Below are 14,062 nucleotides of genomic sequence, written 5' to 3' on the forward strand. Positions count from 1 at the left end.
CTCACGATAAGTATATTCATGAAGTTGCCTTTCTGTTAAAGCATCATGCCCATTTTAAGGCCTAATATTCAAAGACTGGTTTGCGAAACAACATAAAATTTTATCCCTTTTAGACTTTTTGAGGTTATAGCTTTCCTTTAGAGGGGAGTGAGTTGTGCAACCATCGTTTTGCTTTTGTTAAACATGACTAAACAGGCTAACCAATAAGAATTGGCTAACCTGATTAGAGGAAGAAACTGCAATATAGATGTTCTCTTAAACAAGTCTTTTCGTGGTGTCACAAGAGATGCTTTCTTCACGTTTCTAAAGCCACTGACTTATTGCTCCGCAAACAATGAAGATATGGGATTCACTATTTTTTTATTGGATTTCTCCTTGCCTTGGTTATCCAATAGATAGTATTGGTAAAAATCGTTAGTGAATCCGATAGACTCCTGTATTTTCAGCTTAAAAGGTTCATATGCCGCATCACTCAGATGATCCTCATTCCAGAAATAGTGAAGCATCAATCGATTCTGGTTATAGGGATGTTTGATCACATATGCACCAGCAGCGAGAGGTTCATTCATAGTATTCTTCCAAGGAAAACCTGTCTGTTTCGCCCGATCGATCATGCTGGATTTTAAAGCCTGCACCAGACCGTTTGACTTCGCGTTGCCAATTACAATAAGGTTGCTGTTGCCGATCTCTTTTTTCATCTTTTGCTTCAGTTCCTTGCGATCCCGTATAACGTCGTATTTCACACCGCTCATATCAAGGAATCCGGTCAACTGATGAACCATATCTTCCTGCTGTTTAGCTGCAAGCTTGCTCACCTGATCGCTGAGCACAATAGTTAACTCCTCCCCCTGAAGGATTTTGTCCATCAATCGATTCATCACTTCATCAGGCAGATCAGGGATCATACCCATGACAGTCTGATACTGTAGTTGTAAGATGTCATGCACATAGGCCGCGGTCTCTTCTTGTGATAATTGATATTCCTGCTTTAAGACAAAGTTAGGCTGATATAGGGCCATCTGCATTTCTGAACGTACTTCTTTACCGAGCACATCTTCAATGGTATGAAGCAGCCCCTCTACCGTTGCATTTTGGTACACGTAGCGTTTGAAATATGTCTTCATCAACTCATCAAATTTCTCTTCACCGACGGAACGGTAAAGCTGATAGATCGCTTGTCTTCCCTTTTGGTAATAGACCAGACCGGCCAAATCTCCTGCCTCATCGTTTGTTGACGCAATGGTCATATCTACGGGCGTAGTATCAAACTGTATGGATCTGAAACCATTTAGCTTGTCTCCCTGTTTCTCGGCAAAATACACCATGGAGAAATCAGCAAATCCTTCATCCAGGAAGGATTCTGTCTCCGAATTATTACCGATCAATGCATGGAACCACTGATGTGCTATTTCATGAACAAATGTTGTATCTTTTTCTGGAACAACACCGCTTTGAATCTGTCCCATCTGAATTAGCCTTGCATACTCCACAGCGACGCCTTGTACATGCGTCTCGACGATTCGGAACTCGGGATAGGGATATTCCCCATATTTCTCACTATAAAAATCAATAACCTTGAATGCCGATTAATATACCGGTCAACCATCTCTTTCTTGGAAGGATCATCGTTGGAATAATAATATTCCACCGTCAGACCGTTACGGGTAACGCTCTCCACTTGAAGGTTTGGACTGGCAAAGAAAACAAATTCTCTTGTATTCTTCGCTACAGCAGAGACAACTTTACGTCCATATTCTGTACTTTCTCGAGTGGTGAGCATACCCGGCATGGCTACCTGATACTCATCAGGAATATTTAATTGAACATCGAAGTCCGATGAGGTGTAATAATCGCTCTCAAATGTTCGACTATAGGGTGCCTTGTTCCACTGATGCTTAACTTCGTCGTAGACAGACATCACCGGAAACCAGTGTGCACCATTAATCATATCCTTGTAGTAGGAAATTCGCTGCGATCCATATGGAATGTTCAGCTGGAATTCCAGCTGGAATACTACAGATTCGCCTGGTTGAACGGGCTCTTTCAACTGTACGCTCAACACTTGGTTTTCCTTGTGGAAATCCAGCGATTGGTCATTTATTGTTATGCCCTGAATATCCATCCCTCCAAGGAAATCTTCGGGTTTCTTATCTGGATTATTTGTGCTGATCATTTCATTGTCTTGTTGAAACATGGTCGCCTGTGTAGACTTCGTCAAGTTCGCATCAGCATAAGTATGGAGGACCAACTGCTGAAGTGTATCCTTGCTTGTGTTACGCTAAGTTATCCTTTCGTTACCCTGCAGGGTCATGTCTTTCTCATTGAGCCGAGCCTGGATCTCGTATTGAATCGGGGTCTGCTCTAGGGTATCTTTCTGTGTGTTATGTACAGCAGATTCTACAGTTCCAGATGTGGGCGCTGCCTGAGCCGCAGTATAATTCATGTTCCCAAGTGGACTCGTTGCCAGCAATAAGGCCAGTGTACTTGCGATCCCTACTCTGGCTATCTTTGATGTAAAGGGACTTGAATAATTCATAAGTTCTCTCCTCTTCGTATTCTATGTTGATCTCAGAACCAAGTATAGAAGACGAACCTTACGTTGAATTTATGTTCGATTTAAATTTTGTTTAATAAGAGGAGAGAATAATGAAACAATTGTAAATCGTATTCATGTATGTAAAAAAAGAAAGAAGCCTTACATCGTAAGGCTTCTCGTGTATGATCTGTAGTGGGCTCGAACCACTGACCTATTTTTCTCTAAACGTGAGTTCTTCGTTTCCTTACTCTCTCTGAATAGATGACCCGAGTAATTCTTTTATCCTACCCTTGATTTCAACCAATATTTTATCTTTACTGATATAGACCACCTCTAGCAATGTACTTAACATCATTTTCTTCTTTTCTGTAGAAGCTTTTCTAAATACATCCTTCCAAACTGGAAGGTAATCTTTTAGAGTCTCCATCTCTGATAACTCCATTTTTTTAAAAGCTAATAATTTCTCTATTCCTTTGATATCTTCCGAAGTTTTCTGAATTTCGTTATCTTTTTTCTCAATAAGACCATTGAGCATTTCTGGCTTGAAGGCGCTCTTCCCCATGATAGCTTTTGGAACTTCAGCGTTTAATGCCGCAAGCTCGTCATAGTGCCCTTCCAGTATACTTTGCAGTTTTTTAATTTTCTCCTCTTCTTCATTAGAAACATTCTGTTTTATTGATTCAATTTCTGATTGAAAATCTATGGTGCTAAGTTGACCTAAGTATATATCCACTCTCTCCAAGACTTGCCTCTCTACTTTCTTTGAAGAAAAGGTTGCCTGTCCGTTACAGTCAGTTTTCCCTTGCAATTTCCCACTACAACGATAACTTTTATTCTGATTGTATTTAATAATTTCTCCACTTGCTGCTTTGTATTTATTTACAAAAGTAGTCGATGTCAATCTAGAGTTACAACAACCACATCTGGCTATCCCAGTTAAAAGCAAACTCCCTTTAGTGCTCATCGGAATGGACGCTTCGCCTTTTTGGTAATTCTTGGGGTTCTTTTTCTCTCTTATTTCCTGTACAGTCTTCCATTCCTCTTCTGAAACTATTATTAATTCAGGGATCTGTTTTGAGAATATTTCGTCTCCCTTTTCTGTTCTGTATCTCATCACTCCTTTGTAAATTGGATTCTTAAGTATGACATTTACAGTTGGAGCCCCCCATTGCTTTGCTTTTCTTGTCGGGACATTTTCTTCATTTAGAAGTTTAGCTATTCTTAATTGTCCATATCCTTCTTCGAGAACTAATCGGAATATTTTATGTACGATCTTTGACTCTTCTTCGTGCTTGTCTAGTTTATGCAGTGCTTTCCCTTTTTTATTTAGATTACCTGAATCAACACTTTTATAACCGTAGGGGATACCCCCTCCCCTGAAAACACCATCTTCGACCATCTGCATATGTTTTTCGTTGACGCGGTCAGAGGTCTTTCTACTTTCATCGCTTGACTGCCAAAACCTTAAATAATTGACCATCCGATCTGTGTGTGCTTCAATTTTTTGTTGACCTTCTATTACAGACCACATTTCGACCCCTTTGTTTACAAACCATTCAAGAACAAAGGGAGATTCATCCTCTTTTCTCCCAAGCCTATCAAACATAAAGACTAACAATACATCGAACAAGCCATTTTCTGCGTCCTCTTTAGCCTGTTGGATCACGTCACGATTAGAAGCGGATACTTTGAAACCGGATACACCTTTTTCTGTATATTCTTTTACCAGTTTCCAACCATCCTTCTTTTCAATCATCCCTCTACATGATCGTTGTTGCATTGGTATATCATTTCCATCTAACTGCCCTTTTGTAGATACACGATACAGAGTTGCCACCCGTTTAATTTGCACCATTTTTCCACCACCATATCTTTTTCTGTGTTATTTTTTCCAGTATCCATTACTACTTTCACCATATAAACAACATCCAAATTGTACCATTTTCCCTGATTTTCCGCAACAAAACTACCTACACATAGTCATGCAGGTAGCCATAAAATTTATTATTATTTTTGGAATGAAAGAAACCGAGAGCAACTCTCTTGAGATATCTCAAAAGGAATTGCTTTCGGTTTTTTGAATAGGACGAGTGGGGATCGAACCCACGACCCTTACCCTGTCAAGATAATGCTCTCCCGCTGAGCTATCGCCCTGTAATAATTAAAATGTATCAATCACGATCATACTACTATATTCAGCTGAGCTAACAGATCATGATATATAATTGTTTCCCAATCAAGTAACAGTATCATATCAAGTAACCGTGTTCATTGTCAATAATTTATTTGGTTATAAATCACCTGAAATGGAGCACAATAAAGGAAAGATTACCATTTCTGCAACGAGGTGAATTCCCCATGAGAAACAAAACAAAACGCCGGGACCACGATAAATATATATTTACAAAATGCTTCCTCCCCTTTGTTGTGCTTATCGTTCTGATTACAACCGTTACCGGTTGCAGCTTAGAGAGAGATGAACATACGGTACAATTCCAACAATTACAACAGCCCAATGAAAATGGCGAATCTCTGCCTGTCTGGCTGGACGTATACTCCAAATCTGTGATTCAGGATGTATATTCTCCGGGAGGAAGCAGCGAAGTCTTGCCATGAAGAGTAAACAGAGGAATTACTCATCTTCATCCCACTTGCGTGAGTATGCTTTCTTGGTCACATAATACAACAGAGTAATCATTCCCGCCGACATGAGCAATGTAATTACCATGATGCCTGCCATGCCCATCACTAGCCCCTCCTCTCCCAATATGTCCCAGACTTAACTATACAGGAAAAGCATTTTTTTGTATAATTCAGTCTGATATGTCGCGCAAGAGCAGAAAGAAGGAATGGAATTGGCAGCTGAGATTAGTTATGTAACGACGAAAGAACAACTGGAGCAAGCCTTGGGGATTCGCCATCACGTTTTTGTGATTGAGCAACAGGTGCCTGCCGAGATTGAGATTGATCAATACGATGTCATCAGTCCGGATGTGCATCATGTATTATTAAGTACAGATGGACAGGCTGTGGCCACGGGACGTCTGATCTATTACAGTAAGGATACTGCCAAAATGCAGCGGATCGCGGTGCTTGAGTCTCATCGTTCATTCGGTTATGGACGTGTGCTTCTGCTCGCGATGGAGGAACGGGCACGTGAACTCGGCTTATCCTATTCCGTACTCGATGCTCAATGTCAGGCACAGAAATTCTATGAGAAACTAGGTTATGAAGTGATTTCGGAAGAACCATTTTATGATGCAGATATATTGCATGTTCGTATGAGAAAGAGTCTGTAAAACCTCGGCCTAGGCAGGTCTTATCACCACATGGTGCATACTTCCGAGGAATTCGGATAGGCTAATCAGGTAAACAGATTCCTATCTCGTCATATAAGGAGAGTGTGACATCATGGATCAAACGACACGCGAGAGTTTCACAGCAGTACAGAAAAACGGCGATGGTGACCTGACAGCTTTTCAGACTTCAGCAGGACGCGTGCTGGATTATCAACAGGCACTTGCAGAAGCACAAGCTGGGGCTATTGCCGGCGTGAATGTATTTAAAGGCAAGGATGGAGAAATGTACATTCGCGGCGATGCCGACGGCGACCCAACCAACAACCTGGACCAACTCCCCCATTTCTAAAATAGATACACACGTCGTACGTGTGACACAGTAAGCGCCGATCCGGTTATCCGGGTTGGCGTTTCTTATTTATACTAGTAGTCCGTAAAATATTTTACGGAGTCCCCGGAAGGCTGGCTTTTGCGAATCGGCTGTTGTGCCTGTTCCCAAGCCTGCAAAATCTGTATCCCTTCGAGAGTGGAATGGTTATTCCAAGCGATATGCCCCGTACGTTCAAGCTCCAGCAATGACTCATGAATGAATGCTTTGCTTCGTCCGGTCTTGTTCTCCAGTTCATCCATACGTGGTAGTCGGCGCCGTTGTCCTGCATAGTTCACCATAATTCGCAAAATTTTGCGTTCAAAGTCGTTCAGCATACTTTACCTCCCCATTCATATCCGTAACAGGACGCCATGCCAGAATACCTTGTTCCAAGAATGTTCGGGGCGAGCCTTCTTTTCCTGCTGAGGCCCTAATCATCCCGCCACGTACACTATTTATGCGAATCTGTCGCTGCGTAATCTGTCCAGCACGATCCATGTAGACAAGCTCCACCATCTGGCCAATATATTTTCCTAGCATGATCATCCCTCCGATAAGAACGTTTGTTTGTATTTCTTATTATATGCGAACATAAGTTCTTTATTCAATAGTAAAAAAAGGTTTTTATACATAAATAAAAGACCAGACTGTCACCTTAGAGATTAAGGCAGTCTGGTCCTACTAATGGTATAGCTAATGTAAAAACATGACTTATTGTCACCAAGTCCTGTGCCGAATCAATGTCGATCCGATTCCGAAAATTGTACTTTTTTCAATTGCTGCGTGGACGGATTAAAGTCAACATTGACATAGACTGCGAATTGCTTACCATCCTTAGCACGAACCCACAACTTAAACTGTTCTCGTGATTCATCTGCTGTGAGAGATGTCCGACCGATATGCTTGTAGTCCAATATATCCACATTGTACTTGGTTTGTGTTTCTTTGACCGCAATAATTCCCCATTTCGCATAATCCGGGATGGCGGCACCTGTTCCTGACGTGATTCCGGCTAAACTCAGGACTACCGCCATGACGGTAACGATGAGCATTCTCATTTCACTCACTCCTTGGGACAATATGTTTCTGTTATATTGCCCGTATGAGTTTTATTTTACCCGAATAAACGAAAGATCCAGGCCAGTGGCCTTAAGGAAAAGGGAACTACATGCACAAGTCGGTCAAACGAATCAGGAGGCCCAGTCTGGAAGCTAATACCCCAGTCACCTGAAAATAAGTGTTGTTATGTCTGTCTCTCCTCAGGACGTTCCAACCCGTATTTTTTCTCAAGTAACTTCCTCGTTTGTTCGTCCACCTGAGCCTCGTTCGTAGCGACATATGCCGTGATAGTCCCGCTGCTTATGTACATCAGAATCATTAGAAACATCAAAATCCGCGCTATTTTTGGACGAGATGAGGCATGTGATATGCAATACTTAAGTCCCATTTGGTTGATTTTATGTTTAAAAAAGGTAATAGCCGTGTAATGAGCCATGACAGAGTGACTTCACGATCTGAATCCCCACAAGATCTGTAACACCACATTCGAGGAGGTTATCCCTATATGTTCAAACGCTTGGATGAAATCCTGATTGAGATTCCTAATGTCGAAAAGCCAGATCCGAATGCAGCAGCAGCCATACAAGAATTGCTCGGTGGCAAATTCGGAGAAATGTCAACGTTGAACAACTACCTCTATCAATCGTTTAATTTTCGCTCCAAAGAAAAGTTGAAGCCCTTCTATGACCTCGTCATGAGTATTACAGCCGAAGAATTAGGTCATGTTGAGCTGGTGTCTCATGGTATTAACAAATGCCTTAGAGGATCAACCGAATACAAAGAACCCGACAATACCCCCCTCGGTTCCGTGAAGGATGCTCGTCTGTCCTATCACTTCCTGGCAGGAGCACAAGGAGCAATGCCTTTCGACTCCATGGGTAATCCGTGGACCGGTGCGAATGTCTTCAATAGCGGTAATCTGGTCGAGGATCTGCTGCATAACTTCTTCCTCGAATGTGGTGCACGTACGCATAAAATGAAAGTATATGAAATGACAGATCACCCGGCAGCCCGCGAAGTCGTCGGTTTTCTGCTTGTACGTGGCGGAGTGCACGTGGTTGCCTATGCAAAAGCAATCGAAATTGCAACCGGCGTAAATGTGACCAAACTGATTCCGATTCCTTCACTGGATAATAAGGCTTTCAATGAAGCTCGTAAATATGAGGAAAAAGGGGTACACACCAAGCTGTATACCTATAGTGATAAAGACTTTAATGCCATCGATCAGATCTGGAAAGGAACGCACCCCGAAGATGGACAACCTTTGGAGGTTATCCAAGGCATACCTCAGGGATTCCCGATTCCGGAAGCTCCGGCAGTGGAGGAAGAATTCGCACCAGGCATCTCTCAGGAAGACTTCAAGGAAATTGCTCGCCGTCTGAAGATGGCGGGGAATATTGCGGATTAAGGAACAATTTGTTTAACAGGTTCTTTACCTATATATAGATTTTTTAACTCTATGTTTAAGTAAAGCCCTCCAACCCTGCTGCTGAATGCAGAGAGGGTTGGAGGGCTTTGTTATACTAAATTTATGATACAATTTTATGGTGCAAAATGAGTATGTTGTATGCACGTCATTTCCTGAGAATTTAGCTGTAAAAGTAAACCGGATCTCTGTTCACATCGTTAAACTTAGTTAAACTCCAACACCGATTCCTCCCGCTGACTCATGACTTCAATTAGCATGTTGGCACCCAGACGAAAACCTTGTGCAAACGCTGCTTCCGTATGCATGCCCTCACATCTGCCACACAAGTCAAATAACTGTTCAAGCTCAAGAAATTCATTCTCGCTCAAACGATTCTTCCATTGCTCTGTCAGAGCTGCAATCTGCCGCCCTAACGCTTGGTATTCAGGATGTGTCGGCATCATCATCTCATCCGGTCGAAGTCGTCCATTATATAATGCTTCTAATATCGAATTCATGTGCATCCTCCTGTATATCAATTCGCACCTCACTTGAATGAACGTTCTACACATGGTAGGATATTTATGCAGTCGCTCATTCAAGTGATTGCGGTATAGGAAGCAGCGTGTTCTTCGTGGGACTAGCGCTGCTTCCTTTTTATTTTTGGAGCTCGTCGTAAATCTTCTCAATCCCTTTGCGAACGATGTCTGATCGATTCGTATTCAGCTTCTCAGCCGAAATATCGAGCTTGTTCATAATTTCCTCATCAACACGTATTTCAATCGTTCTGCTTTTGGGTTTGTCAGATTTAGGCCGCCCCATCTTTTTGGCGGACATTGCTTCACCTCTTTTTTTGTCCTGACAATAATATATTATTGTCAGGACAAAAAGTCAACTTATTTGTAAAACATACGTTCGTTTTTGTCACAACAGATTCATAGATAAATCTATAGTCAGTAATCCGTTTGAATGATAAAAAAACCTTGAACGGCTAGGCACTCAAGGTCGTTAGAATACTATTATGGAGTAACAATTTAAACTTCAGGAAATACGCAAACAAGTAGGAAAAAGAATTTGGTATTTTAGCATTGTTATCACTCCATATTCAATATTTTTAATTTCGAAAATGTTTTCACTCTTCCATTGGCTTTCCATATCTCACTAAGACATGCCAGAGTAATTTTAACTCTTGTAGAACTTCTTTGTAGGTTCCTCTATCGCTCCAATGGCTTGGGTTTCGTTTCAAGTCCATAGCTGCAGAACCAATGATATTTGCAGCAATCAAATCACTTTTTGCAATTCTCTTGGCTAGTGAAGGCATCGAAGGACCTCGAAAATCCATAGGAACGTCATTAACTAATAGTGTAAAGCCCATGTGCCAGTGGAGATCAATTGAATACTTTAAACATATCTGCTCTAAGATTCTTCCTGTATGGGTGCCTTTTAATGATGGGTCGGCAACAAGCATCTTTACATCTTTTTCAAGGGAAATGTCACCATGAACCTGCGCTTCGATATAATGGTCCAGATTTCGGTTTGGCTCTTGGTTTGATGGATTTTGGAATGGTTTCTCAAGATTGACGTGCATATGGTCAATTAACTTTTGAACCGTTAGATTTCTTTCACCAATGGCAAAATTACTATAGAATACATCCCTCATGAGAGCAGCCAAAATGAGGTCAAATTCCTCATACGTTCCCTTTTCCTCAGGTTCTTGATGAGAATCCAAATATGTATACGTGCAACGTTGAGAGACCTCAGTGGATAAAAGGAAATAACATGATCCAAAACGCGGAGCAGGTCCATCGGGATGTAACATGACATTGAGTGTCCCATACTTGGGACGTTCGCTATTGGTTGAGCCATTTATTTGGTACGCTCCGCCAAACATTTTATTCTCCCAAACGTCACGTTCACCGCCTGAAAATGCGGATACACTTCCATTCGATAAAAAAGTTTCAAATTGACTTTTATAAACTCCTTGCTCAAGTAGTGCTTCAGCCACGCTTTTCATATTCGGATCTAATCGATCTGGGTGAAAGTGTAACGCGATACTTGCATGAGATTTTAGTTTAGTGATAGCATCTTCAAATGTATTAAGCTCGATGTTGGACATACGAAGAATTTCCCTAATGGTTTGCTCCGCCTCATTTTTTCGGCTTCTTGCATAATTGGTTACATGCTCTTGAGCTAATTGCTGAGACCTTGATAATTCCATAAGCAGAAGATTCCTTTCCATTTTTATAAAATCATAATACATGATGGACAGTAAGGGAACTTACAGGCGGTTCAAAATTCATGATAGCTTGCAATGAATCTAATCCACATCATTTCTTTCAATTTGAATCATATTCATGTGCAACGCGCATTCCCCCACCATCATAAAGCTATGAACCCCTTATTCTCCGCCTTGTGTCTTAACCTTCTCCTCATCCTTCACGGTCACATGAACTATTTGCCCTTCATTCGCTGCATTCGCATCTCGCATCTGAATGGTCCATGTCCCTGTATCTGCATCAAACCGTGTGTCCTCTATGACGGGAATATGCATGTTCTCTGTATCAAGTGAATGCAGTCCGCTACGAATCGCATCCGCATCCGTCATGTGCGCACCATCCGGTGCCACTGGACAAGATACCGCTATCTTTTCTGCTCTGGCCTGCCCAGGATAGGGTTGATTTTCCGGGCCTCCATCCGTCCAGACTTCAACATAGGAGCCGATCTGCGGATCAGGCGCATTGGAGAACCATTTTGCCGGATAATACCGACTCTTTCCTCCATTGGAACTAAAATCCTCATATGCAGGATCAACAACAAGAATGGAATTGTCTTTGCGTTCAACCACATAACCAGTGAATCCATCTTCACTTGGTGCATTGGCTTGAGCCTGCACAGAGTTGCACTCGATATGTCCTGAACATCCAGTAAGGCATACGATTAGGATTGAGAGCAATATGAGGACTCGACGAAGATTGGACATATGTAAATCCCCCTTTAATAACCTCTTTCTAAATTTAACGTTCCATGTCATGTTATTGTTGCGAATATAGCCTTTAGTTCACCCTTAACTTCCTGACGGGCTCAGCACGATCAAACCAAATATTCATTTCTTTATATCCCTTTTGTACACATACCTTCCCCATACCACCAACGCCGCACACAACAAGATCACACAATAAGCCCATACAAAAAACATGGCAAGCCCCAACCCGATGTTAGCATCCAGACGCTTATCAAAGATCTCTGTGTATAGCGAAAAACCGAGTGGCACGGCGCCAACAATGAAAAGTCCAATGGACCATCCACCCCAGCGTCGGAAACCGGACCCCGCACGAGTACTAGAAAGTTTGCGAATCCCTTGAGTCAGAAGCCACCAAATCAGAATAAATAATAGACAGGTTATAAGAATCTTCAGCATATCGTTCAACTGCATATCGTGTACCTCCTACATCTTGCAAGATGATGAACATATCTTACACGTTAAGCGTTCTCTTTACTATATTACCCGTTTCCATATCCATGATCACAGGCAGATAAGAGCACAGTACCCCTGACCCACACTTGATCATGAAAAAAGAAAAAAACGCCACCGTCCTGACTCCTTCCAAGTCATGAACGATGGCGTTACTTCTCGTATTTACATTGTTATATCCACGTCGGATACGTTACGCGCCAAACTGTGCATAGTGAAGGCGGCTGTACACCCCACCTGCTGCGAGTAATTCTTCATGGCGCCCCTGCTCGGTAATACCTTGTTCAGCAACGACAATAATGCGGTCTGCATTTTTGATCGTAGCCAGCCTGTGGGCGATGACTAACGTCGTCCGGCCCTCGGACAGCTCAGCAAGGGATTGCTGAATCGCTGCTTCCGTTTCTGTATCCAGAGCAGATGTTGCTTCGTCCAAGATCAGAATCGGTGGGTTTTTCAGGAACATACGGGCAATGGACAAACGCTGTTTCTGTCCGCCGGACAGTTTCACACCACGTTCACCAATTAACGTATCTAGCCCTTCCGGCATCGATTGAATCAAGGGTTCCATCTGTGCACGTCTGGCGGCCATCCAGATTTCTTCTTCGGATGCATCCAGCTTGCCGTAGGCAATATTCTCCCGAATGGTTCCATCGAAGAGGAATACATCCTGTTGTACAATACCGATATGACTGCGTAAGGAGTCCAGCGTCATGCTCTGTATCTCCTGGCCATCGATCGTGATGCGACCTTCCAGCACATCATAGAACCTTGGCAGCAGACTGCACAACGTTGTTTTCCCTGCACCCGATGGACCGACAAGGGCCACCGTTTCACCTGCATGCACGTTTAGATCGATACCCTTGAGAACAGGCTCCTGATCCGAATAACCGAAGGTCACTTGTTCATAACGAATATCCCCACGCAAGTGTGATACCCTGACAGCTCCTGGACGATCCTCCACATCCGGTTCCATATCGAGAAGCTCCGTATACCGTTTGAAGCCTGCAATCCCTTTGGGATACGTCTCGATAACCGAGTTAATCTTCTGGATCGGTGTCAGGAACACATTGGACAACATAATAAATGCAATGAACTGACCGTAGGTCATACTGCCATTAATGACAAACCACGTTCCGCATACCAGGACAAAGAGGGATACCAGCTTCATCAGCATATAACTGACAGAGGAGTTCCAGGCCATGATTTTGTATGCGATTAGTTTGGTCTGACGGAAACGACCGTTGTTTACAGCGAATTGTGCTTTTTCATGCTCTTCATTAGCAAAAGCCTGAACAACACGAATACCTGTAATATTGTTCTCAACGCGAGCGTTGAAGTCCGCTATATCCCCGAACATTCGACTGAATGCCTTGGACATTTTACTGCCAAAGTAGAGCGACAGATAAATAATCAGCGGTACAATGATAAAAGTTAACACGGCCAGATTGCCATTAATGCTCATCATGATGCTGAATGCACCAATCAGTGTCATCACCGCGATAAAAACATCCTCTGGACCATGATGGGCAATCTCACCGATATCCATTAGATCGTTAGTCATACGGGACACGAGGTGTCCTGTTTTCGTATTATCGAAGAAACGGAACGATAACTTCTGCACATGATTAAACAGACTTTTACGCATATCCGTCTCAATGTTAATGCCCAGCTTGTGTCCCCAATAGGTAACCACGAAGTTCAGAAATGAATTCAATAAGTAGATGCCCAGCAATGCCAGACACGCCCATAGAATCCAATCCCAGCGGCCGCCTGGCAGCAGATCATCGACTACCCGGTTGACTGCCAGTGGAAAAACCAGCTCCAGCAGCGCGACCAGAATCGCACAGCTAAAGTCAAGAATAAAGAGCTTTTTGTAAGGCCTGTAATAGGCAAAGAAACGGCGAAGCATGGACTAATG

Annotated in this window: 17 protein-coding genes and 1 tRNA gene; 4 read left to right on the forward strand and 14 right to left on the reverse strand. The window is 42.7% G+C overall.

Features of this window, described 5'->3' with window-relative positions:
• Nucleotides 1–317: 317 nt before the first annotated feature.
• The 5 genes from M1D71_RS19590 to M1D71_RS19610 form a co-directional block, all read right to left on the reverse strand.
• A complete protein-coding gene (locus tag M1D71_RS19590; protein WP_458123301.1) occupies nt 318–1,466 on the reverse strand; it encodes a M1 family aminopeptidase in 1,149 nt (382 codons plus the stop codon).
• Nucleotides 1,467–1,471: 5 nt separating this feature from the next.
• The gene (locus M1D71_RS19595; protein WP_458123302.1) at nt 1,472–2,059 is read right to left on the reverse strand and encodes a hypothetical protein; all 588 of its coding nucleotides are present in this window, start codon (nt 2,057–2,059) and stop codon (nt 1,472–1,474) included.
• A 219-nt stretch (nt 2,060–2,278) separates the two neighbouring features.
• The gene (locus M1D71_RS19600; RefSeq protein ID WP_458123303.1) at nt 2,279–2,536 is read right to left on the reverse strand and encodes a hypothetical protein; all 258 of its coding nucleotides are present in this window, start codon (nt 2,534–2,536) and stop codon (nt 2,279–2,281) included.
• 244 nt (nt 2,537–2,780) lie between these two features.
• Nucleotides 2,781–4,391 carry a recombinase family protein gene (locus tag M1D71_RS19605; RefSeq protein ID WP_458123304.1) on the reverse strand — a complete coding sequence of 537 codons (1,611 nt, stop codon included), beginning with the start codon at nt 4,389–4,391 and terminating at the stop codon, nt 2,781–2,783.
• A 227-nt stretch (nt 4,392–4,618) separates the two neighbouring features.
• Nucleotides 4,619–4,690, reverse strand: a tRNA-Val gene (locus M1D71_RS19610).
• 204 nt (nt 4,691–4,894) lie between these two features.
• Here M1D71_RS19610 and M1D71_RS19615 point away from each other — a divergent pair.
• The 3 genes from M1D71_RS19615 (at nt 4,895) to M1D71_RS19625 (ending at nt 6,184) form a co-directional block, all read left to right on the forward strand.
• Nucleotides 4,895–5,152, forward strand: a complete 258-nt coding sequence (locus M1D71_RS19615) for a hypothetical protein (RefSeq protein WP_458123305.1) — start codon at nt 4,895–4,897, stop codon at nt 5,150–5,152.
• Between the two features lie 239 nt (nt 5,153–5,391).
• Entirely contained in the window at nt 5,392–5,835 is a 444-nt protein-coding gene (locus tag M1D71_RS19620; protein WP_458127301.1) for a GNAT family N-acetyltransferase, read from the forward strand.
• A gap of 112 nt (nt 5,836–5,947) precedes the next feature.
• Nucleotides 5,948–6,184: a DUF3892 domain-containing protein gene (locus tag M1D71_RS19625; RefSeq protein ID WP_458123306.1), complete on the forward strand. Its 237-nt coding sequence runs from the start codon at nt 5,948–5,950 to the stop codon at nt 6,182–6,184.
• Between the two features lie 74 nt (nt 6,185–6,258).
• On the opposite strand, the gene M1D71_RS19630 is transcribed toward M1D71_RS19625, so the two are convergent.
• The 3 genes from M1D71_RS19630 to M1D71_RS19640 form a co-directional block, all read right to left on the reverse strand.
• Nucleotides 6,259–6,540: a hypothetical protein gene (locus M1D71_RS19630; protein ID WP_458123307.1), complete on the reverse strand. Its 282-nt coding sequence runs from the start codon at nt 6,538–6,540 to the stop codon at nt 6,259–6,261.
• On the reverse strand, nt 6,524–6,745 hold the full coding sequence (locus M1D71_RS19635; RefSeq protein WP_145322936.1) for a hypothetical protein: 222 nt from the start codon (nt 6,743–6,745) through the stop codon (nt 6,524–6,526). Before M1D71_RS19635 ends, M1D71_RS19630 begins: the two co-directional genes overlap by 17 nt.
• Before the next feature lie 197 nt (nt 6,746–6,942).
• Nucleotides 6,943–7,263 (reverse strand): DUF3889 domain-containing protein, encoded by a 321-nt coding sequence (locus M1D71_RS19640; RefSeq protein ID WP_458123308.1) that lies wholly within the window; start codon nt 7,261–7,263, stop codon nt 6,943–6,945.
• Between the two features lie 506 nt (nt 7,264–7,769).
• On the opposite strand from M1D71_RS19640, the gene M1D71_RS19645 reads away from it, so the two are divergent.
• A complete protein-coding gene (locus M1D71_RS19645) occupies nt 7,770–8,672 on the forward strand; it encodes a manganese catalase family protein (protein WP_145322942.1) in 903 nt (300 codons plus the stop codon).
• A 224-nt stretch (nt 8,673–8,896) separates the two neighbouring features.
• Here M1D71_RS19645 and M1D71_RS19650 read toward each other — a convergent pair whose 3' ends face one another.
• The 6 genes from M1D71_RS19650 to M1D71_RS19675 form a co-directional block, all read right to left on the reverse strand.
• A complete protein-coding gene (locus M1D71_RS19650) occupies nt 8,897–9,190 on the reverse strand; it encodes a DUF6809 family protein (protein WP_047843715.1) in 294 nt (97 codons plus the stop codon).
• Between the two features lie 139 nt (nt 9,191–9,329).
• On the reverse strand, nt 9,330–9,509 hold the full coding sequence (locus M1D71_RS19655; protein ID WP_017687382.1) for a ribbon-helix-helix domain-containing protein: 180 nt from the start codon (nt 9,507–9,509) through the stop codon (nt 9,330–9,332).
• A gap of 295 nt (nt 9,510–9,804) precedes the next feature.
• On the reverse strand, nt 9,805–10,890 hold the full coding sequence (locus M1D71_RS19660; protein WP_458123309.1) for a DUF3626 domain-containing protein: 1,086 nt from the start codon (nt 10,888–10,890) through the stop codon (nt 9,805–9,807).
• Between the two features lie 180 nt (nt 10,891–11,070).
• A complete protein-coding gene (locus M1D71_RS19665) occupies nt 11,071–11,652 on the reverse strand; it encodes a DUF3221 domain-containing protein (RefSeq protein WP_458123310.1) in 582 nt (193 codons plus the stop codon).
• A 123-nt stretch (nt 11,653–11,775) separates the two neighbouring features.
• Nucleotides 11,776–12,105, reverse strand: a complete 330-nt coding sequence (locus M1D71_RS19670) for a hypothetical protein (RefSeq protein ID WP_458123311.1) — start codon at nt 12,103–12,105, stop codon at nt 11,776–11,778.
• A gap of 232 nt (nt 12,106–12,337) precedes the next feature.
• Nucleotides 12,338–14,053: an ABC transporter ATP-binding protein gene (locus M1D71_RS19675; RefSeq protein WP_458123312.1), complete on the reverse strand. Its 1,716-nt coding sequence runs from the start codon at nt 14,051–14,053 to the stop codon at nt 12,338–12,340.
• Nucleotides 14,054–14,062 lie beyond the last annotated feature (9 nt).

The organism is Paenibacillus sp. Z3-2 (assembly GCF_054161325.1).

Coding starts and splice junctions, on each gene's coding strand:
- M1D71_RS19590 (WP_458123301.1), bottom strand. CDS start 1,466: ATGGGACAGATTCAAAGCGGTGTTGTTCCAGAAAAAGATACAACATTT.
- M1D71_RS19600 (WP_458123303.1), bottom strand. CDS start 2,536: ATGAATTATTCAAGTCCCTTTACATCAAAGATAGCCAGAGTAGGGATC.
- M1D71_RS19605 (WP_458123304.1), bottom strand. CDS start 4,391: ATGGTGCAAATTAAACGGGTGGCAACTCTGTATCGTGTATCTACAAAA.
- M1D71_RS19615 (WP_458123305.1), top strand. CDS start 4,895: ATGAGAAACAAAACAAAACGCCGGGACCACGATAAATATATATTTACA.
- M1D71_RS19625 (WP_458123306.1), top strand. CDS start 5,948: ATGGATCAAACGACACGCGAGAGTTTCACAGCAGTACAGAAAAACGGC.
- M1D71_RS19630 (WP_458123307.1), bottom strand. CDS start 6,540: ATGCTGAACGACTTTGAACGCAAAATTTTGCGAATTATGGTGAACTAT.
- M1D71_RS19635 (WP_145322936.1), bottom strand. CDS start 6,745: ATGCTAGGAAAATATATTGGCCAGATGGTGGAGCTTGTCTACATGGAT.
- M1D71_RS19640 (WP_458123308.1), bottom strand. CDS start 7,263: ATGAGAATGCTCATCGTTACCGTCATGGCGGTAGTCCTGAGTTTAGCC.
- M1D71_RS19645 (WP_145322942.1), top strand. CDS start 7,770: ATGTTCAAACGCTTGGATGAAATCCTGATTGAGATTCCTAATGTCGAA.
- M1D71_RS19650 (WP_047843715.1), bottom strand. CDS start 9,190: ATGAATTCGATATTAGAAGCATTATATAATGGACGACTTCGACCGGAT.
- M1D71_RS19655 (WP_017687382.1), bottom strand. CDS start 9,509: ATGTCCGCCAAAAAGATGGGGCGGCCTAAATCTGACAAACCCAAAAGC.
- M1D71_RS19660 (WP_458123309.1), bottom strand. CDS start 10,890: ATGGAATTATCAAGGTCTCAGCAATTAGCTCAAGAGCATGTAACCAAT.
- M1D71_RS19665 (WP_458123310.1), bottom strand. CDS start 11,652: ATGTCCAATCTTCGTCGAGTCCTCATATTGCTCTCAATCCTAATCGTA.
- M1D71_RS19670 (WP_458123311.1), bottom strand. CDS start 12,105: ATGCAGTTGAACGATATGCTGAAGATTCTTATAACCTGTCTATTATTT.
- M1D71_RS19675 (WP_458123312.1), bottom strand. CDS start 14,053: ATGCTTCGCCGTTTCTTTGCCTATTACAGGCCTTACAAAAAGCTCTTT.